The following is a 19392-nucleotide window of genomic DNA, read 5'->3' on the forward strand; positions in this document are numbered from 1 at the left end:
TGCTGCCCCTTATCTCCCCATATATCCAGGAGCGATCCATGCGAACCCAGAGCCGACGACGGCCACCGCGAGCCACGCTCGCCGCGGCCGCCGCAGGGACGCTGCTCGCCCCGCTGCTCTCCGGCTGCTGGGTCGGCGCGGGCGGGGCCGGATCCGGCGGCGACGCCATCAACGTCCTCATGGTCAACAATCCCCAGATGGTCGAGCTGCAGAAGCTGACCCGCGCCCACTTCACCAAAGAGACGGGCATCAAGGTCAACTTCACGGTCCTGCCCGAGAACGACGTCCGCGACAAGATCAGCCAGGACTTCGCCAACCAGGCCGGCCAGTACGACGTCGCCACCCTGTCCAACTACGAGATACCGATCTACGCCCGCAACGGCTGGCTGCACGAGATGAACGGCTACGTCGCGAAGGACCCCGCCTACGACGAGCAGGACGTCCTGAAGCCGATGCGCCAGTCCCTCACCGCGGAGGACGGCAAGCTCTACGGCCAGCCCTTCTACGGCGAGTCGTCCTTCCTGATGTACCGCAAGGACGTGTTCGAGAAGCAGGGCCTGACGATGCCCGCGCACCCCACCTGGCAGCAGGTGGCGGACCTCGCGGCGAAGGCCGACGGCGCCGAGCCCGGCATGAAGGGCATCTGCCTGCGCGGCCTGCCCGGCTGGGGCGAGGTGATGGCGCCCCTGACGACGGTCGTGAACACCTTCGGCGGCACCTGGTTCGACAAGAACTGGAAGGCGCGGCTCGACTCACCGGCCTTCGAGAAGGCGACGAAGTTCTATGTCGACCTGGTGCGCGAGCACGGCGAGTCCGGCGCCGCCCAGTCCGGCTTCGCCGAGTGCCTGAACAACATGACGCAGGGCAAGGTCGCCATGTGGTACGACGCCACCTCCGCGGCCGGATCCCTGGAGGCGGCGAACTCCCCGGTCAAGGGCAAGGTCGGCTACGCCCCCGCCCCGGTCGAGAAGACGAAGTCGTCCGGCTGGCTCTACACCTGGGCCTGGGGCATCCAGAAGTCCTCCCGCAACCCGGACCACGCCTGGAAGTTCGTCTCCTGGGCGTCCGGCAAGGGCTACGAGGAACTCGTCGGCGACCAGGTCGGATGGGCCGACGTCCCGGCCGGCAAGCGGGCGTCGACCTACGCCAACGCCGACTACCGCAACGAGGCCGCCGCCTTCCAGGAGATGACCAGGGAGGCCATCGAGGGGGCCCGGCCCGACGATCCCGGCGTGCAGCCGCGCCCCGCGCCCGGTATCCAGTTCGTCGGCATCCCCGAGTTCACCGACCTCGGCACCAAGGTCTCCCAGGAGATCAGCGCGGCCATCGCCGGACGCCAGTCCGTCGAGTCGGCCCTGAAGAAGTCTCAGGCGCTCGCCGAGAAGATCTCCGAGGAGTACGAGGGACGATGACCGCCACGACAACGGCCCCCGTGGCCTCCCCCGAGATACGCAACCCCGTCCGCCGGCCCTCCGCCCGGCTGCGCGCGTGGGCCACCCGGGCCCCGCTGCTCCCCGCCCTGATCTTCATGGTCGTCGTCACCCAGCTGCCCTTCGTGGCCACGCTGGTGATCTCCTTCTTCGACTGGAACGCCCTCTATCCCGACGCCCGGCACTTCACCGGCCTCGACAACTACCAGGAGGTCCTCACCGACGCGGACCTGCGCCACTCGGTGTGGACGACCGTGCTGCTGACGGTGGCGGTGGTCCTGGCCAGCCTGGTGCTGGGACTCGTCCTCGCCCTGCTGCTGGACCGGAGGTTCCGGGGCCGGGGCATCGTCCGCACCCTGCTGATCGCACCGTTCCTGGTGGTCCCGGTGGCGGCGGCCCTGCTCTGGAAGCATGTGCTCTACAACCCTGAATACGGCCTGCTCAATGGGTTGTTGCACTATGTGGGCGGTCCACAGCCCGACTGGATCTCCAACACCCCGCTGCTGGCGGTCGAGGCCTCCCTCGTCTGGCAGTGGACGCCGTTCATGATGCTGATCCTGCTCGCCGGCCTGCAGAGCCGCGACCAGGAGCAGATCGAGGCGGCCCGGGTCGACGGCGCGAGCGACTGGCAGATCTTCGTCCATCTGACGCTCCCGCATCTGCGCCGCTACCTCGAACTGGGCGCCCTGCTGGGCTCGATCTACATCGTCCAGAACTTCGACGCGGTCTTCACGATCACGTCCGGCGGCCTCGGCACCGCCAACCTCCCCTACACCGTCTACCAGAGCTTCTACCAGGCCCACGAGAACGGCCTCGCCTCGGCCGCGGGCGTCCTGGTCGTCATCGGCTCGATCATCATCGCGACCTTCGCCCTGCGCGTGGTGTCGTCCCTGTTCCGCGAGGAGGTGTCCCGCGCATGAACGTCGTTCGCCGCAACAGCATGGGCCTCATGGCCTGGCTGGCCGGGATCGTGTTCTTCCTGCCCATCGCCTGGATGGCCCTGACGTCCCTCCACTCGGAAGCCGACGCGGCCACCAACCCGCCCTCCTTCGCCGCCTCCCTGACGCTGGACGGCTACCGCGAGTTCTTCGGCGCGGGCGGCGGCGCGAGCCCCTGGCCGGCGCTGATCAACTCGGCGGTCGCGTCGCTGGCCTCGACCCTGCTGGTGCTGCTGCTGGCCTTCCCGGCCGCGTACGCGCTGTCGATCAACCGCGTCCGCAAGTGGACGGACGTCCTGTTCTTCTTCCTCTCCACGAAGATGCTGCCGGTGGTGGCGGGCCTGCTGCCGATCTACCTGTTCGCGAAGAACGCCGGGATGCTCGACAACATCTGGCTGCTGGTCATCCTCTACACGTCCATGAACCTGCCGATCGCGGTGTGGATGATGCAGTCCTTCCTCGCCGAGATCCCGGTCGCGGTGATCGAGGCGGCGAAGGTGGACGGGGCCAGACTGCCGACCGTCCTCGCCCGCGTGGTCGCCCCGATCGCCCTGCCCGGCATCGCCGCGACCTCCCTCATCTGCTTCATCTTCAGCTGGAACGAGCTGCTCTTCGCACGGGTGCTGACCGGCGTCGTCGCCGAGACCGCCCCCGTCTTCCTGACCGGCTTCATCACCAGCCAGGGCCTGTTCCTGGCGAAGGTGTGCGCCGCGTCGCTCGTCATCTCCCTGCCGGTGCTCGCCGCGGGGTTCGCCGCCCAGGACAAGCTGGTCCAGGGCCTGTCGTTGGGAGCCGTGAAATGAAGGCCGCCGTCATCGAGTCCGTGGGCAAGGCCGTCGTCGCCGAGGTCCCGGACCCGACGCCAGGGCCGCGCGAGGTCGTCGTCGAGGTCGCGGCCTGCGGGCTGTGCGGCACCGACCTGCACATCCTCCAGGGCGAGTTCGCCCCGGAACTGCCGATCGTGCCCGGGCACGAGTTCGCGGGGCAGGTGGTCGGGGTCGGCACCCAGGTCACCGAGGTCTCGGTGGGCGACCGGGTGGCGGTCGACCCTTCGCTCTACTGCTACGAGTGCCGCTACTGCCGTACGGGCCACAACAACCTCTGCGAGCGCTGGGCGGCGATCGGCGTGACCACGGCGGGCGGCGCCGCGCAGTTCGCGGTGGCCCCGGTGGCGAACTGCGTGAAGCTCCCGGAGCACGTCCGCACCCAGGACGCGGCCCTCGTGGAGCCGCTGTCCTGCGCGGTACGCGGCTACGACGTCCTCCAGTCCCGCCTCGGCGCGCACGTCCTGATCTACGGCTCCGGAACGATGGGCCTGATGATGCTGGAACTGGCCAAGCGCACGGGCGCGGCGAGCGTGGACGTCGTCGACGTGAACCCGGACCGCCTGGAGACGGCCCGCCGCCTCGGCGTCTCGGCGTCGGCGGCGAACCCCGACGAGCTGGATCGGCCGCAGGGCTGGGACCTGGTCGTCGACGCCACGGGCAACGCGGCGGCGATCCAGGACGGCCTGGACCGGGTGGCGAAGGCGGGCACGTTCCTGCAGTTCGGCGTGGCCGACTACGCGACCCGCGTGACGATCGACCCGTACCGCATCTACAACCAGGAGATCACCATCACGGGCTCGATGGCGGTGCTGCACAGCTTCGAGCGGGCGGCGGAGCTGTTCGCGAACGGGGTGCTGGACCCGGAGGTCTTCATCAGCGACCGCATCCCGCTGGAGCGGTACCCGCAGGCGCTGGAGCAGTTCGCGTCCGGTGTGGGCCGGAAGATCGTCGTGGTGCCGTAGCCAGGACTCACGGACCGAACCGCGCGTGGGGTGCGGCCCCCTCCGGCCGCACCCCACGCGTCCCCCGAACACGGCCCGCGATGCAAGATCCTTCCGCGCCAGTCTTGTGCAGCCGGACCACCCGGGGGAACATCCCCCTGATTCCGATTTTCGACGGATTGATAGCGGAGCGCCTATCAATGGCTGCCTGCGAAATTCGCTGGGAGTGCCCGCCTCCCGCCCCATAACCTCGCGGCATGCCACAACCCCACGGATTCAGCTACGAGCAGCACAGCGGCACAACCGTCCGCATCACCCACCACGGCCGCCCCGCCACCACCCTGAACGGTCCCCGGGCCGCGCGGTTCCTCACCGAGGTCGAGGCCTCCGACCCCCAGCTCGTCATGGCCCGCTGGACCGGCAACTACAAGCGGGGCAACGAACGCACCGCGCGCGGCCATCCCCGCAATCGCCGCTGACCCGATTGGGCTCAAGGTAAGGGAACGGCAAAACCGCCTCGCTCGTTCACCCGGCATGACAGCTATGACCCCCGGCTCGAACATTCCCCTGTCCGCCGCCCGCGTGACGGTGGACGTCGCCGCCCCGGTGCGGCTCGACGTATCGGGCCTGCTGCTCACCGCCGACGGCAAGGTGCGCTCCGACGACGACTTCATCTTCTACAACCAGCCGTCGGGCCCGGGCGTGACGTACCGCTCCGGCGGCGGCACCGCGCCCGACGCGATCACGGTCGACACAGCGGCCGTGCCCCCCGGCATCGAGAAGATCATCGTCACCGCCAGCCCGGATGCCGCGGGCCAGACCTTCCAGGGCGTCGAACCGACCGCCACGATCCGCAACGCGGACGACAGCTCCGTCCTGGCGTCGTTCACGCCTCCGCAGCTCGGCAGCGAGACGGCCCTGGTGATCGTGGAGATCTATCTGCGGGGCGGCCAGTGGAAGGCCCGCGCGGTCGGCCAGGGATACGCCAACGGTCTCGCCGGCATCGCCACGGACTTCGGTGTGACGGTGGAGGAACCGGCCGCCGCCCCGGCCCAGCCGGTCACGCCGCCGCCGGCCCCGACGCAGCCGCCCGTGGCCCCACCCGTCTCCACCCCCGCGGCACCCCCGGCCCCTGCCACGCCTCCCCCGCCCGCGCCCGGCACCGGGAAGATCAACCTCGACAAGGGCCGCGTCAGCCTCCAGAAGAACCAGACCGTCTCCCTCGTCAAGGGCGGCCGCCCCCTGCTCTCCTCGGTCAAGATGGGCCTCGGCTGGGAGCCGGCGTACCGCGGCAAGGACATCGACCTCGACGCCTCGGTCATCGCCTACGGGCCGCAGCGCAACCACATCGACAGCTGCTACTTCGGCAAGCTCCAGATCGTGGGCGGCGCGATCCGGCACTCCGGCGACAACCTCACGGGTGAGGGCGGCGGGGACGACGAGGTGATCATGGTCGACCTCGGCCGGCTGCCACAGGAGGTCACCGGCCTGGTCTTCACGGTCAACTCCTTCTCCGGCCAGAAGTTCACGGAGGTCGCCAAGGCCTACTGCCGCCTCCTGGACGGCACGACGGGCGAGGAACTGGTCCGCTTCGACCTCACCAGCGCCGAGCCGCAGACCGGCGTGATGATGGCCAAGCTGATCCGCCAGTTCTCCGGCGAGTGGGACATGACGGCGATGGGCGACTTCGTGAAGTCCCGCACGGTCAGGGGCATGGTCAAGCCGGCAGCCCAGGCCTTGTAGACAACCAGTTCCCCGCGCCCCTTCAGGGGCGCGGGGAACTGCGCGACAAGCCCCACACCTCCCGCACCCCGCAAAAACTCCCGCACCCCTACGGCGCCCGGGAAGGCGACCGCAACCCCTCCACCAACAGCATCAGATACCGCCGCACATACCCACACTCCGCATCCGCCAGCTCCGCCGCCGCGGCGACCCCATGGACCAGCCGCAGGACATCGATCGGCTCGACATCCCCCCGCAGCGCACCTGCCTCCCGCGCCGCCCCGACCAGCCGCTCCGCCGCGCCCTTCACCGAGTCGCCGCAGGCCGTCCCCACAGGAGAGCCGGTGTCCGTGACGGCCGGGCCCAGCAGCGCCTTGAGGCCGCGCACCTCGATCAGCCCGGCGCCCAGTTCGTACAGCCACTCCACCAGCGCCTCACCCGGCGGCAGCTCGGCCGCCAGCGCATCCGCCCGGGCCGCGATCGCCTCGATACGGTCGAGGTACACGGCCTCCAGCAGCGCGTGCCGGGTCGGGAAGTGCCGGTACAGCGTGCCGGAGCCCACCCCGGCCCGCTTCGCGATGTCGTCGAGCGACGCGCTCTCCCCATGCGCGGCGAAGGCCTCCCCGGCCGCCTCCAGCAACCGCTCGTAGTTACGCCGGGCGTCCGCGCGCATGGGCCGGACCTGCGCCACAGTCACTCCCTGCAGAACGGGGACATTCCCCGCATCCTATCGAGGCGAGATCCGGCCCACCGCGCCTCACGACTTCATCGCCCCCGCCGCCAGGTCCCGCAGGAAGTGCCGCGCCCCGATCAGGAACACGACGATCAGCGGGATGACGCTCATCAGGGCGCCCGCCATCACCAGGGAGTAGTCGGTGTTGTAGAGGACGTTGAGATTCGCCAGGGCGACCTGGAGGGTGACCTTGTCCGGATCGATCATCACGACCAGGGGCCAGATGTAGTCGTTCCACAGGCCGATGAAGGTGAAGATGCCGAGGAAGGCCAGGGCCGGGCGGAACAGCGGCAGGGCGACCGTCCAGTAGAGGCGGAAGAAGCCGGCCCCGTCGATCCGCCCCGCGTCCAGCAGCTCGTCCGGCAGTGAGTTCTGGGCGTACTGGCGCATCCAGAAGATGCCGAACGCGTTCGCCGCGCTGGGGATGATCAGCGCCTTCAGCGAGCCCGCCCAGCCGAACTCGGCCATGGTGACGAACTGCGGCACCAGGGAGAGCTGCGCCGGGATCATGTAGGTCACCAGCAGCATGCCGAAGAGGAACTTCTTCGCCGGGAACTCGTACTTGGCGAAGGCGAACGCGGCCAGCGAGTCGAAGAACAGCACCAGCACGGTGCCCAGCACGGCGACGACGACGGTGTTGAACAGCGAGCCGAAGAAGTCGACGGTGTCGAGCACCCGCCCCATGTTGTCCAGCAGATGGGGCCCCGGCAGCAGCTTGGGCGGGTAGCGGTAGATGTCCTGCGTGGTGCCGGAGGCGAGCACCACCAGCCAGTAGAAGGGGAACAGCGAGACCAGCACACCGAAGAGCAGCGTCGCCCGCACGCCGATACGGCTGAGCCTGCTGCCGGAGCCGATGGCCAGACCCGCGCTGCCGGTCGTCCTGTCGTCAGCGGCCATTGCGAGCCCCCTTGCGGCGCAGCAGACCGGCGATGCCGGGACGGCGGTCGTCGTCCGAGCCGGCGACCAGCCGCCAGTTGATGATGGTGAAGACGGCGATGATCGCGAAGAGGACCCAGCCCATCGCGGCGCCGTAGCCGAACTGGTGCTCCATGAAGGCCTTCTGCCACAGATAGAGCACGATGGTCATCCCTTCCTGTCCCGGACCGCCCGTGGTTCCGACGTCGGACGACTGGAAGAGCACCTGGGACTCGGTGAAGATCTGCAGGCCGTTGATGGTGGAGGTGACGGCGGCGAAGAGCACCACGGGCCGCAGTTGCGGCAGTACGACCCGGAAGAGGGTCTGCCAACTGTTCGCGCCGTCGACCCGGGCGGCCTCGAAGTGCTCGGTGGGGATGGCCTGGAGGCCCGCCAGGAAGATCAGCGCGTTGTAGCCGACCCACCGCCAGATGATCATGAGGGAGACGGACGACTTGATGCCCCACTCCGAGGACAGCCAGCCGATCCCGTCCACGCCGATCGCCCGCAGCACCGCGTTGGCGAGGCCCGCCTGGGCGAAGACCGAGCCGAAGACGACGGTCATGGCGACCATCGAGGTCACGTTGGGGATGAAGTACGCCACCCGGTAGGCGCCGGAGAAGCGGACCTGGGAGTGCAGCAGGAACGCCAGCACGAGCGCCAGGAACAGCATCGGCACCGTCGACAGGAGCCAGATCTCGAAGGTGTTGAGCACCGAGTGCCAGAACACCGAGTCCTGGAGCAGCCAGCCGTACTGCTGGAACCCGACGAAGCGCATGTCTCCGATGCCGTCCCAGTCCTGGAAGGACAGGTAGACGGAGAAGACGATCGGGAAGGCGCCGAAGACGGCGAACAGCACGTAGAACGGGGAGATGGCGAGCAGGGGCGGGACGTGTCGCCTGCGTCCGCCCGGGGTGGTGGACTTGGTACGGGGGGCAGGCCGCCGCTCGTCGGCCGCCGGCGCGCCGGCCGGATCGAGAACCGTGGCCACGTCAGCTCACCCCCACCCGGGCCAGGGTGGTCTCGGCCGTGTTCACGGCGTCCCGCCACGCCCGGTCGGGGTTCTTGCCGAGCATCTCCACATTGGTCAGCTCCTGGAAGAACGGGGTGTTGGCGGTCTCCTCGTAGGGGCTGAAGTAGACGACCGGGGCCTTCTGGGCGGCCGGGCCGAAGACGTCGATGGGCTGCTGACCGCCGAAGAAGGGGTCGGGCTTGTGCATCGCCGGGTCGGCGTAGGAGGCCGGAGTGGTGGGGAACAGGGCCATCTCCTGGTAGCTCTCGAGCTGGTTCGCGGGGCTGAGCAGCCACTTCAGGAAGGCGAAGGCCGCTTCCGGTTCCCGGCAGTAGCGGGTCAGGGTGACGTAGGAGCCGCCGTAGTTGCAGGGGCCGTCGGGCAAGGTGGTCAGCCGCCAGGCTCCTGAGGTCTTGGGGGCGGTGTCCTTCAGGCCGTAGATGGCCCACACCGCCGTGGTCATGGTGGCGACCCGGCCGCCGCTCATGGCCGCGTTGAAGTCGGGCGTACCGTCCGTGATCCTGGCGCTGAGCCCCCGGCGGAGGATCTCCACGGACAGGTCCCAGGCGCGCCGGACGTGCTCCTGGTCGCCGATGAAGCGGTTGCCGGCGTCCACGAACTGCTTGGGGCTCTGGAGCAGGACCTGCTGGAAGACGTTGCCGATGTTGCTCACCAGGTAGGGCTTGCCGGGTGCCTTCGCCCGCAGTGTCCGTCCGGCGGCGATGAACTTTTCCCAGGTGGGCACCCCTTCGGCGACATCCGCCGGTTCATGGGGCAGTCCGGCCTTCTCGAAGAGGTCCCTGCGGTAGTAGAGCGCGGTGGGGCCCGCGTCCAGGGGGAAGCCGATCATCCTTCCCGTCGGGGTGAAGCAGGCCTTCCACTTCCAGTCGAGGTACTGGTCGCGGACGGACTCCGCGCCGAGCGTGCGCAGGTCGAGGAACTCGTTCTCGTCGGGGAAGAACGTGGCGAGGTTGTCGCTGTTGACGACCGTCAGGTCCGGAACGTAGGCGCGGGCGGCGAGGCTGGTGCGCACCTTGGAGTCGATCTCGCCGTCCGGGATCTGGGAGCCCTTCACCCGCAGCCCGGGCACGCCGGGGACGCCGCGCCTGGCGGTGGCGAGCAGCTTGTCGCTGAGCGAGCCCTTCCAGTACCAGAGACTGAGATGGTCCGTGCCGGTGGAGGCCGATCCCGTCTCCGCCCCGCATCCGGTCAGTCCGAGCAGGCCCGCTCCCGCGCCGCCCAGGGAGGCCCCCAGAAAGCGTCTGCGGGACATCGTTCGGTGTTCCATGGGCGCGCACTCGCTTTCCGGGCGTACCGCGGCCGGGGAGACAGCGCTGCCGCGGGCCCGTTCTCACGGGGATGGGGGGAACGCTTCTGGGATGAGGAAGCGAAGACAACGATGTCGGCGGGCGCGTGGTAGTCGGGCCGACGGTGTCGCGATGGGGGTTTCTGGGGGTCGTGAACGTTCACGTGAGCGTTGCCGTTGAGTATCGGGGCGCCCGAAAACCGGTGTCAAGGGAACTGCACGGCAGATCTGCCGACGGGCACGACGGCCCGGGAGTCAGGCGGACTCGCGTACAACCAGTTCGGGCGTCACCCACGCGTCGGCGCCTCGCAGCGGCTCCTGACCGGCGCACAGCCGGGCCATCTGCTCCACGGCCAGCCGTCCCAGCCGCCGCTTGTCGATGTGCAGAGTGGTCAGGGCGGGGTCCACCAGCTCGCCCAGGGAGAGACCGTCGAAGCCCAGCACGGCCAGATCGTCCGGAACCCCGCGGCCACGGCGCCGGGCGGTGCGCATCGCCCCGACCGCGATCAGGTCGTTGAAGCCGAAGACCGCGGTGATCTCCGGCCGCGCGTCCAGCAGCCGCTCCATGCCGGCCTCGCCCCCGGTCACGCTGTGCTCGGGGCAGAGCACGATCCAGCTGTCGTCGACGGGCAGCCCGTGCCGCCGGACCTGCTCGAGGAAGGCCTGCTTGCGGGCACCGGATGTCCGCTCGCCGTCCAGCATGCCGATCCGGCGGTGCCCGGCCCCGACCAGGTGGGCGATGCCCTGCTCGACACCGGCGGAGGCGTCGATACCGACGGCCGCGAACCGGGTCTGCTGCGGGCCGCGCTCCAGCAGCACCAGCGGCACGCCCCCGAGGTGCCGGGTGAGCACGTCGTCCGAGTCCTTGAAGTAGCCCACGACCGCGTCCGCCTGGTGGGAGAGCACGTCGAGTGCCTGCCGCTCCCTGGCGTCGTCGATACGCGAGTCCCACACGACGACCTGCCAGCCGCGCTGCTCGGCCGCCTCCAGCACTCCGGCGGCCACCTCGGGGAAGAAGGGGTTGCGCAGGTCCGGGATGACCAGGCCCGCCGTCACCGCGCCCTTCTGGACGAGCCCGCGCGCGAACCGGCTGGGCCGGTAGTCCAGGAGCCGCGCCGCCTCCAGCACCCGTTCCTTGGTGCCCGGGTCGATCTCGCCCTTGTCGTTGACCGCCCGGGAGACCGTCTGGCGTGACACCCCGGCCAGGCGTGCGACGTCATGGATCGTGGCCCGGCGCCGGGCACCGTCGGGCCGCTCGTCACCCGGCTCCACCCGTTGTCTGTCGGTCCACACGATGGGCACTGTATCCGGCGCCGGACACCGCCCGGCAGGGGCAGCGGGCGGGCCGCTCGGTCGCCGAGCCCGGTGAACAGCGTCAGCCGCATGCGCCAGGGGCCTCCAGCCGGCAGTTCAGGGAGTTCCGGGGGGGTGCGTCGGCTCGGCGACGACCTCGGCTCCGGCAGCGGCGGGCTTCGCCGTGACGGCGACGGAGTCGTCCACCTGGAAGGCGCCCCGGACCTGACCGGCCACCCGCCGCCTCACCTCGACCTCGTCGATGAGGCCCCTCAGAACAGCGCGCTGTACGCGTTCAGCGCCGGCTGCCCGCCGAGGTGGGCGTAGAGGACGGTGGAGTCCCGGCCGATCTCGCCGTTGGAGACCAGGTCGATCATCCCGGCCATGGACTTCCCCTCGTAGACGGGGTCGGTGACCATGCCCTCCGTCCGGGCGGCGAGCCGCATCGCCGCCAGGGTGGTCTCGTCGGGGACGCCGTGCGTGCCCGCGTGGTACCGCTCGTCGAGCTCGACGTCGGACTCGGTCACCTCGCGCTTGAGACCGATGAGCTGCCCGGTGTTGTGAGCGATCCGGGCGATCTGCGTACGGGTGGCGGCCGGCTTGGCCGAGGCGTCGATGCCGAGCACGCGCCGGGGCCGCCCGCCCGCCTCCTCCAGCGCGGCGAACCCCGCGACCATGCCGGCCTGCGTCGACCCGGTCACCGAGCACACGACCACCGTGTCGAAGAAGACGCCCAGCTCCCGCTCCTGCCGCACCACTTCATGCGCCCAGGCGGCGAAGCCGAGGCCGCCCAGCGGATGATCGGAGGCACCGGCCGGGATGGCGTACGGCTTCCCGCCGCCCTCCTCGACCTCCCTGAGCGCCTGCTCCCAGCTCTCCTTGAACCCGATCCCGAACCCGGCCTTCACCAGCCGCACATCGGCCCCGGCGAGCCGGCTGATCAGGATGTTGCCGACCTTGTCGTACACGGCGTCGGGCCAGTCCACCCAGCTCTCCTGGACGAGCACGCACCTGAGGCGAGCCAACGTTGGTAGTGCAGATTGCAGTACCCCCGCCCCTTGTGCGGCCTCGAACACTCATCAATTTCACACAACCTGGTTGCCATTCAGACAGGTTGGCGAACTTGTGCCCTCTTACTCAAGCCATGGCCAGAGCCCTTCACTGCCACGCTCCAGCAAGGACACCATCCGGAAAGCCGCGTCCGACAGGCCGCCGAAGGTGTGCCGGTTCGCGGTGCCCGACGGGCCGTGGCCCGCCCGGTACCCGGCGAGGTTCCAGGTGTAGACCGGCACATCGGCCGGGATCTGCTCGGTCGGGTCACCCATGCGGTGATGCGTGTACTGCTCGTCGGTGACGATCAGCACCCGGTCGTGCTTCCGGTAGTGCCGGCGCACCGCCTCCGTCGTGTCGGTGCCGCCCAGGTCGCCGAAGCGGTCCAGGATCTTCAGCACCGACTCGCCCTCGCGGAACCGCACACGGTCGCTCGTCGAGCCGAACTCGACCAGGTCCGCGCGCTGCGCCCGCAGCGCGAGCGCCGTACCGAAGACCGCCGCCGCGTCGGCGCGGGTGAGCTCCGAGCGGTCGGACAGCCGGGACCAGAACATCGAGCCCGAGCGGTCCACGAGCACCAGCGTCCGGCCGGGCAGCGCGGGCACGTTGGCGAGCGAGTGACCGAGGGCCCGCTCCAGCGCGTACGACCAGCGCAGCGACGGGGCGTGCTGATACGCGGCGAGGTACCGGAAGGGGAACTGCCGCGAGCGCGCGACCTCCGCCGGGTCGCTGATCCGCGCGGCGACCCGCTCGGCGACCTCGTCGGACACCCCGGCCTCGTCGAAGTTCCGCAGGTTGCGCACGAGCGCCATGGTGCCCATGGACGGAATCACGGCCTCCCAGGCCGCCTTGTCCATCGGCCCCTGCAGCCAGCCCGCCAGCGTCTCCCACGTCATTCCGGCCACGGCCAGCCGCTCGGCACCGCCCTCGGCGGTCACGACCGCCCGCCGCTCCCCGACCGGCAGCGCCATCAGCTCGCGGTGCGCGCCGAGGACACGGTCCGCCGCCGGCGGTACCGCGGTGTCGGGGTTGTGCCGCCGGTCGAGGGCGTAGCGGAACAGCTCGCCCTGCCACGGCTTGTCCGGGTCCGGGGCCGCGTGCACGAGGTTGAGGATGTCGCCGAAGCGGTAGCCCTTGGAGGCGGTGTCGTACTTCAGCAGGGCCTTGCCGTGATAGAGGCGGCGCACGGCGTCGGCGACACCACGCTTGACCGGCTTCGGCACGTTCCGCCCGTACCTCGCGGTCCAGTACGCGAGCAGTTCGCCCGGCTCGTCGGGCCGCTGGAGCACCGAGGCGACGACCTGCCGGTTGGACGGGCCGTCGGTCGCGCCCGCGTCCAGGCGGGCCTTGACGTACTCGGCGGCGCCGACGACCGAGGCCGTGCGCAGATTGCCCTCGCCGCGCAGCCAGCCGAGCAGGCCGGCCGTCCAGGCCGGGTCGGTGACGGCGAGTTCGCGCACGAGCTCGGCGAAGCGGTCGTCACGGTCGGCGCCGGTCTCGTAGAAGGTCTGCTGCGACACGAAGTTCGAGACGGCGAGCAGAAAGAGCTCGGAGCGGGCATCCCGCTCCCGGCCACGGCCGCCCTCGTAGGTGCGCAGCACACGCCCGGTGGACGTCACGCGCGAGACGGGACGCGCGCGGGCTGCCTTGGAATTGAATCGCGCCATGGTGAATTCCCCCGAATTCGTTCGTGTTTCCGGGGGAGACGCTGCATGCAGGAAAAGAGGTGGGTGCCCGAGAACAGAAGTCGGCGACGGACTAATTCAGATGCTCTACCCATTGAGCTACGGCGACCCGAAGTCGCCGACGGGACTCGAACCCGCAACCCTCTGATCCCAGGAAGTAACCGTTGCCTGCGCACCGGGCACCCACCACATGCTGCGCCTCCCGAGATCAAGTCGGCGGCGGCGTCGGATTCTTTGGAAGAGAAGTAGCCGCTGCCATCGCACCGGGAGGTGCGTGACGTTGTGATCTCACTGTAGGAGGCGCAGCGCGGGAACTGCGACCGAATTTATTACCGCTTCTGGCGCTTCCAGGGGCCGGTGATGGCGAGCAGAATGCCCGGGTCCTGGATGTTGGCGTAAAGGGTCTTGCCGTCGGGCGAGAAGGTGACACCGGCGAACTCGCTGTACTCCGGCTCCTCTTCGGTGCCGACGTTCAGGTCGTTGCGGGCGATCGGGTACGTACGGCCGCTCTCGGTGGCGCCGAAGAGGTGCGAGACACCCTCGCCGTCCTCGGCGAGGACGATACCGCCGTACGGGGAGACGGTGATGTTGTCCGGACCGTCGAAGGCGCCGTCCTTGGAGGGGTCGGGGTTCACGCCGAGCAGGACCTTCAGCGTCAGCGTCCGGCGCTTGGGGTCGTAGAACCAGACCTGGCCGTCGTGCTGGACGGGGCTCTCCTCACGGGCGTACGAGGAGACGATGTAGGCACCGCCGTCGCCCCACCACATGCCCTCCAGCTTGCGGGCGCGGGTGACCTGGTCGTCCTTGAACTGCTTGCGCACGGGGGTGGTGCGGGCGTCACGGTCCGGCACGTCCAGCCAGTCGACGCCGTACACGGTGCCGATCTTCGTGGCGCGGGACAGGTCGTCGACGAACTTGCCGCCGGAGTCGAAGCACCTGGGCGCCTGGAGGACACCGGCGTCGTCTGCGAGCTTGCGGAACTTCCCGGGGCCGTACTCGAAGCCCTTGGGCGGGGTCCAGCGGAAGAAGAGGCCGTTGGGGCCGGAGGCGTCCTCGGTGAGATAGGCGTGGCCGCGCTTGGGGTCGATGACGACGGCCTCGTGGTCGTAGCGGCCGAAGAACTTCAGCGGCTTGGGGCCGCGGTTGGCGCGCCGGTCGCTCGGATCGACCTCGAACACATAGCCGTGGTCCTTGGTCATTCCGTTGACGCCGGCCTTGTCGGAGTTCTCCTCGCAGGTGAGCCAGGTACCCCAGGGGGTGCTGCCGCCGGCGCAGTTGGTGGAGGTGCCGGCGATGCCGACCCACTCGGCGACCCGCCCGTCGGGGCGCACCTCGACGACGGTGCAGCCACCGGCGGCGGCCGGGTCGTAGACCAGGCCCTCGGTGAGCGGCACCGGGTGCTCCCAGTTGGCGCGCGGGCCCTTCAGCTCGTGGTTGTTGACGAGCAGGGTGGTGCCGCGGGGACCGTCGAAGGTGGCGGTGCCGTCGTGGTTGGACGGCGTGAACTCACCGGACTCCAGCTTCGTCTTGCCGCTGTAGGTGATGATCCGGTACTTGAAACCGGCGGGCAGGGCGAGGATCCCCTTGGGGTCCGGCACCAGCGGCCCGTAGCCGACGCCCTGCTGGGAGTCCGCGGTCGCGTCCCCCGCGCTGTCGGTGTCGGTGTCGTAGGACGCGAGGGCGTTCGGTGCGGTGGCGAGGGCGCCGACACTGCCCGCCAGCGCGACACCGGCACCGGTGATCGCGGAGGTTCTGGCGAAGTCCCTGCGGGTGAGCGACATGGTGTCTCCTGTGACGGTGAGTATGCCGTGGAGGGTGGCGGACCTCGTTCGGCGAAACCGTCCCGCTCATCCATGAACGCCGGTTGAACAACACCCCAGGGGTGCGGGGAACTGCGCGATAAGCCAAGACGGCGCCGCACCCGCAAAAGCAAGGTCAACCCTGTTGCGACCGAGCCTTGAAGGCAGCCTTCCGAGCCTCCTTGGCAACCTTCTTGTCCGGATGCAACCGCCCCATCGCCTCCAGCACATCAGCCACAGCAGGATGATCCACACGCCACACGGCCGCGAAGAACCCACTGTGCTGCTGAGCCAGCCCCTGAACCAGCGCCCGCAACTCCTCGGAGTTCCCTTCGGCGGCGAGCTGCGCGGCCACCGTGTCGATGGTCAGCCAGTAGACCATCGCCTCGGACGGCGCGGGCACGTCCGCCGCCCCGTGCTCGGTCAACCACACCCGCGCGAGCCCGCCGAGCTCGGCATCGTCGAGCACTTCCCGCAAGGCGGGCTCAGCCGAGGCACCGACGAGCGACAAGGCCTGCTGGCAGCGCAACCGCCGCAGCGGCGCCCCGGCGTCCGAACCCCGCGCCGCCGCCAGCAACTCCCGCGCCGCGGCCAGGGATTCCCGCCGCTCCAGCCACTGCTGGGTCTCGGCCTGCGCCGCCCCGGGCGGGTATTCCGCCGTGCCGTCGAGCAGCGCGTCGGCCCCCTTGTCCGCGAGGTCCCCGACCGCCGGTGCCTCGAACCCGGCCTCCAGCAGCCGGGCACGCATCCCGTACAGCCCGAGCGGGGTGAGCCGGACCATGCCGTACCGGGAGACGTCGGTGTCGTCGACGGGCGCCGCGGGCTCCTCCTCGGCATCGGCCATGAGCGCCTCGTCCACCGGCTGGTACTCCACGAACCCGACCGGCTCCAGCGTCCGGAACTGGTCGTCCAGCCGCATCATCGCGTCGGACACCTGCTCCAGGACGTCGTTGGTGGGCTCGCCCATGTCGCTGGGCACGATCACCGACGCGGCCAGCGCGGGCAGCGGCACCGGCGCCTCGCCGGGAGTGTCCTCGCCGACGGTCAGCAGATAGAGGTTGCCGAGCACACCGTCGAGGAACTCGGCCTCGGCCTCCGGGTCCCAGTCGAGGGCGGAGAGATCGATCTCGCCGTCCTTGTCCACGAGATCCGCGATCCCCTCCAGATCGGGCACGCTCGCGTCGGCGAGCACCGTCTCCAGGGCCGCGAGCCACAGGGCGAGCACGTCCTGCGGCGAGCCACCGGTGAGCAGGGCCAGGTCCTCGCCCGCCCGGACGGTGCCCTCCTCCTCGTCGACGACCTCGACGAGCCCGGCGTCCACGGCCACCCGCCACGCCTCACTGGCGTCGGCGGCGGCATCGTCCCCGCTCAGCCCGAGCGTCTCGGCCGCCGCGGGCAACTGCTCGTCGACGAGCCCTCCCCCGGCGTCGACGCGGGTGTCCGGCCCGGCCCAGCGGGCGAGCCGGGCGGCCCGGGACAGCAGCGGCGTGGACAGTGCGGCACGTGCCAGCTCCGCTTCGGAAGTCAGCCGCACCGGCGGCAGGGGGGAGCTGTCTGACATCGGCTGTTTCTCCTAAGGCGCCTCAGGTGACTCAACCGCTCAGCCTAGACGGATTTCCACCCATGCCGCCCACTTCATCTCCCCGTCAGCCGCCGTACATGGCCGAAACCTTGACAAGTGACATGACCAGGCTGGAGATTGACGCGCGTAGAAGTCGGCGGACAGTTGTTCACCGGGTCAGCCCCACCCTGCCCGCCCGTCCACCGTCCGCTACGCGCGTCACACCGCCCGCCCCACAGGTAGCGGCAGACAGTCCACGCACCACCCTCGTCCCGGCACCTGTCATGTCCCCGGAGGGAATCCCGTTGCCGAGCAAGTCGTCCGCGCGTCTCGCCGCGCTCACCGTCGCCGCCGTGTGCTCCGCGGCATCCACGATCGTCCTCACCACCCCCGCGCACGCGGACTCGGTCCGCGTCCACGACGTCCAGGGCAGCACCCGGACCTCCCCGTACACCGGGAAGCAGGTCACGGACGTGACCGGAATCGTCACCGGCATCCGGACGTACGGTTCCTCCCGCGGCTTCTGGATCCAGGACCCGAACCCGGACGCCGACCCGGCGACCAGCGAGGGTGTCTTCGTCTTCACCAGCTCGACGCCGAAGGGGGTCGCCGTCGGTGACTCCGTCACGGTCAGCGGCACGGTCGCGGAGTACGTCCCTGGCGGCGCCACCTCCGGCAACCAGTCGCTGACGGAGATCACCAAGCCGACGTTCACGGTCCTCTCCAGCGGCAACAAGCTCCCCGCCGCCGCCACCATCACCTCGCGGTCGGTGCCCGCCACCTACGCGCCGACCGGCGACAGCACGGCGAACGGCTCGATCAACGCCCTGCCCCTCAAGCCCTCGAAGTACGCCCTGGATTACTACGAGGCGCTGGAGGGCATGACCGTCAGCGTCTCCGACACCCGTGTCGTCGGCGCCACCGACCCGTACACCGAACTCTGGGTGACGGTGAAGCCGCACGAGAACCGCAACCGCCACGGCGGCACGGTCTACGGCTCCTACGACGCCCAGAACACCGGCCGCCTCCAGGTCCAGTCCCTCGGGTCGACGGCCGACTTCCCTAAGGCGAACGTGGGCGACACCCTCACCGGCACGACGGCGGGCCCGCTCGACTACAACCAGTTCGGCGGCTACACCCTGGTGGCGAGCGAACTCGGCACGCTCAAGACCGGAAACCTGAAGCGCGAGACAACCGGCAAACAGCAGAGCGGCGAACTCGCGGTAGCGACATACAACGTCGAGAACCTCGACCCGTCCGACGACACGTTCGCCGCCCACGCCTCCGCGATCGTGAACAACCTGAAGTCGCCGGACATCCTGTCCCTGGAGGAGATCCAGGACAACAACGGCGCCACGAACGACGGCACGGTCGCCGCCGACCGGACGATGACCAAGCTGATCGACGCGATCGTCGCGGCAGGCGGCCCGAAGTACGACTGGCGCTCGATCGACCCGGCGAACAACACCGACGGCGGCGAGCCCGGCGGCAACATCCGTCAGGCCTTCCTGTTCAACCCGGAGCGGGTCTCCTTCGCCGACCGCGCGGGCGGCGACGCCACCACGGCCACCGACGTGACGAAGATCCGCGGCAAGGCCCACCTCACGCTCAGCCCCGGCCGCATCGCGCCTGCCGACGAGGCCTGGAAGAACAGCCGCAAGCCGCTGGCCGGCGAGTTCGCCTTCCGCGGCCGCACGGTCTTCGTGATCGCCAACCACTTCAACTCCAAGGGCGGCGACCAGGGCCTGACCTCCCAGTACCAGCCGCCGTCCCGCAGCTCCGAGACGCAGCGCCACCAGCAGGCCACCCTGGTGAACGGCTTCGTCAAGGACATCCTCGACACCCAGAAGAACGCGGACGTCATCACGCTGGGCGACATCAACGACTTCGAGTTCTCCAAGACCGCGCAGCTCCTGGAGGGCCGCGGCGAACTCTGGTCGGCGATCAAGTCCCTCCCCCGCAACGAGCGTTACTCGTACGTCTACCAGGGCAACAGCCAGGTCCTCGACCAGATCCTGATCAGCCCGTCGGTCCGCCGCGACTGCGACTTCGAGTACGACAGCGTGCACATCAACGCGGAGTTCAACGACCAGATCAGCGACCACGACCCCCAGGTCCTGCGCTTCCGCCCGTAACCCACAAGGGCCGGCTGAGCAACCGCTTCAGCCGGCCCACCTCAC

At 69.8% G+C, this 19392-nt stretch carries 15 protein-coding genes and 2 pseudogenes; 7 read left to right on the forward strand and 10 right to left on the reverse strand.

All coding sequences use genetic code 11. The features are described 5' to 3' along the window. Window positions 1–38: 38 nt before the first annotated feature. The 6 genes from AC07DF_RS20755 to AC07DF_RS20780 all read left to right on the forward strand — a co-directional run bounded on the left by AC07DF_RS20755 (window position 39) and on the right by AC07DF_RS20780 (window position 5879). Window positions 39–1412 carry an ABC transporter substrate-binding protein gene (locus AC07DF_RS20755; RefSeq protein ID WP_478973124.1) on the forward strand — a complete coding sequence of 458 codons (1374 nt, stop codon included), beginning with the start codon at window positions 39–41 and terminating at the stop codon, window positions 1410–1412. Further along, complete coding sequence (locus tag AC07DF_RS20760; protein WP_382499680.1) at window positions 1409–2350, forward strand: carbohydrate ABC transporter permease; 942 nt, start codon at window positions 1409–1411, stop codon at window positions 2348–2350. The genes AC07DF_RS20755 and AC07DF_RS20760 overlap by 4 nt, the downstream gene beginning before the upstream one ends. After that, window positions 2347–3171 carry a carbohydrate ABC transporter permease gene (locus tag AC07DF_RS20765; protein WP_382499678.1) on the forward strand — a complete coding sequence of 275 codons (825 nt, stop codon included), beginning with the start codon at window positions 2347–2349 and terminating at the stop codon, window positions 3169–3171. The genes AC07DF_RS20760 and AC07DF_RS20765 overlap by 4 nt, the downstream gene beginning before the upstream one ends. Next, window positions 3168–4157: a zinc-dependent alcohol dehydrogenase family protein gene (locus tag AC07DF_RS20770; protein WP_478973129.1), complete on the forward strand. Its 990-nt coding sequence runs from the start codon at window positions 3168–3170 to the stop codon at window positions 4155–4157. The genes AC07DF_RS20765 and AC07DF_RS20770 overlap by 4 nt, the downstream gene beginning before the upstream one ends. Before the next feature lie 236 nt (window positions 4158–4393). Further along, on the forward strand, window positions 4394–4615 hold the full coding sequence (locus AC07DF_RS20775) for a hypothetical protein (protein ID WP_478973132.1): 222 nt from the start codon (window positions 4394–4396) through the stop codon (window positions 4613–4615). Window positions 4616–4679: 64 nt separating this feature from the next. Further along, complete coding sequence (locus AC07DF_RS20780) at window positions 4680–5879, forward strand: TerD family protein (RefSeq protein WP_478974605.1); 1200 nt, start codon at window positions 4680–4682, stop codon at window positions 5877–5879. An 88-nt stretch (window positions 5880–5967) separates the two neighbouring features. On the opposite strand, the gene AC07DF_RS20785 is transcribed toward AC07DF_RS20780, so the two are convergent. The 10 genes and pseudogenes from AC07DF_RS20785 to AC07DF_RS20830 form a co-directional block, all read right to left on the reverse strand. Continuing rightward, the gene (locus AC07DF_RS20785; protein WP_478973135.1) at window positions 5968–6549 is read right to left on the reverse strand and encodes a TetR/AcrR family transcriptional regulator; all 582 of its coding nucleotides are present in this window, start codon (window positions 6547–6549) and stop codon (window positions 5968–5970) included. 66 nt (window positions 6550–6615) lie between these two features. After that, the gene (locus tag AC07DF_RS20790; RefSeq protein ID WP_478973138.1) at window positions 6616–7488 is read right to left on the reverse strand and encodes a carbohydrate ABC transporter permease; all 873 of its coding nucleotides are present in this window, start codon (window positions 7486–7488) and stop codon (window positions 6616–6618) included. Further along, window positions 7478–8497: a carbohydrate ABC transporter permease gene (locus tag AC07DF_RS20795; protein ID WP_478973141.1), complete on the reverse strand. Its 1020-nt coding sequence runs from the start codon at window positions 8495–8497 to the stop codon at window positions 7478–7480. Before AC07DF_RS20795 ends, AC07DF_RS20790 begins: the two co-directional genes overlap by 11 nt. Before the next feature lies 1 nt (window position 8498). Continuing rightward, on the reverse strand, window positions 8499–9791 hold the full coding sequence (locus tag AC07DF_RS20800; protein WP_478973144.1) for an ABC transporter substrate-binding protein: 1293 nt from the start codon (window positions 9789–9791) through the stop codon (window positions 8499–8501). Between the two features lie 288 nt (window positions 9792–10079). Beyond that, window positions 10080–11117 carry a LacI family DNA-binding transcriptional regulator gene (locus AC07DF_RS20805; RefSeq protein ID WP_478973147.1) on the reverse strand — a complete coding sequence of 346 codons (1038 nt, stop codon included), beginning with the start codon at window positions 11115–11117 and terminating at the stop codon, window positions 10080–10082. Between the two features lie 59 nt (window positions 11118–11176). Then, a pseudogene (locus tag AC07DF_RS20810) lies at window positions 11177–11381 on the reverse strand (VOC family protein); the annotation flags it as partial. Window positions 11382–11389: 8 nt separating this feature from the next. Further along, a pseudogene (locus AC07DF_RS20815) lies at window positions 11390–12139 on the reverse strand (pyridoxal-phosphate dependent enzyme); the annotation flags it as partial. A 111-nt stretch (window positions 12140–12250) separates the two neighbouring features. Continuing rightward, window positions 12251–13834 (reverse strand): TROVE domain-containing protein, encoded by a 1584-nt coding sequence (locus tag AC07DF_RS20820; RefSeq protein WP_478973150.1) that lies wholly within the window; start codon window positions 13832–13834, stop codon window positions 12251–12253. Between the two features lie 347 nt (window positions 13835–14181). Further along, a complete protein-coding gene (locus AC07DF_RS20825) occupies window positions 14182–15633 on the reverse strand; it encodes an alkaline phosphatase PhoX (protein ID WP_478973153.1) in 1452 nt (483 codons plus the stop codon). 154 nt (window positions 15634–15787) lie between these two features. Then, the gene (locus tag AC07DF_RS20830) at window positions 15788–17212 is read right to left on the reverse strand and encodes a hypothetical protein (protein WP_478973156.1); all 1425 of its coding nucleotides are present in this window, start codon (window positions 17210–17212) and stop codon (window positions 15788–15790) included. 305 nt (window positions 17213–17517) lie between these two features. Here AC07DF_RS20830 and AC07DF_RS20835 point away from each other — a divergent pair, with 305 nt between their 5' ends. Next, window positions 17518–19347 (forward strand): endonuclease/exonuclease/phosphatase family protein, encoded by a 1830-nt coding sequence (locus AC07DF_RS20835; protein WP_478973159.1) that lies wholly within the window; start codon window positions 17518–17520, stop codon window positions 19345–19347. The last annotated feature ends 45 nt before the right edge of the window (window positions 19348–19392 follow it).

The organism is Streptomyces sp. NPDC044719 (assembly GCF_056433405.1).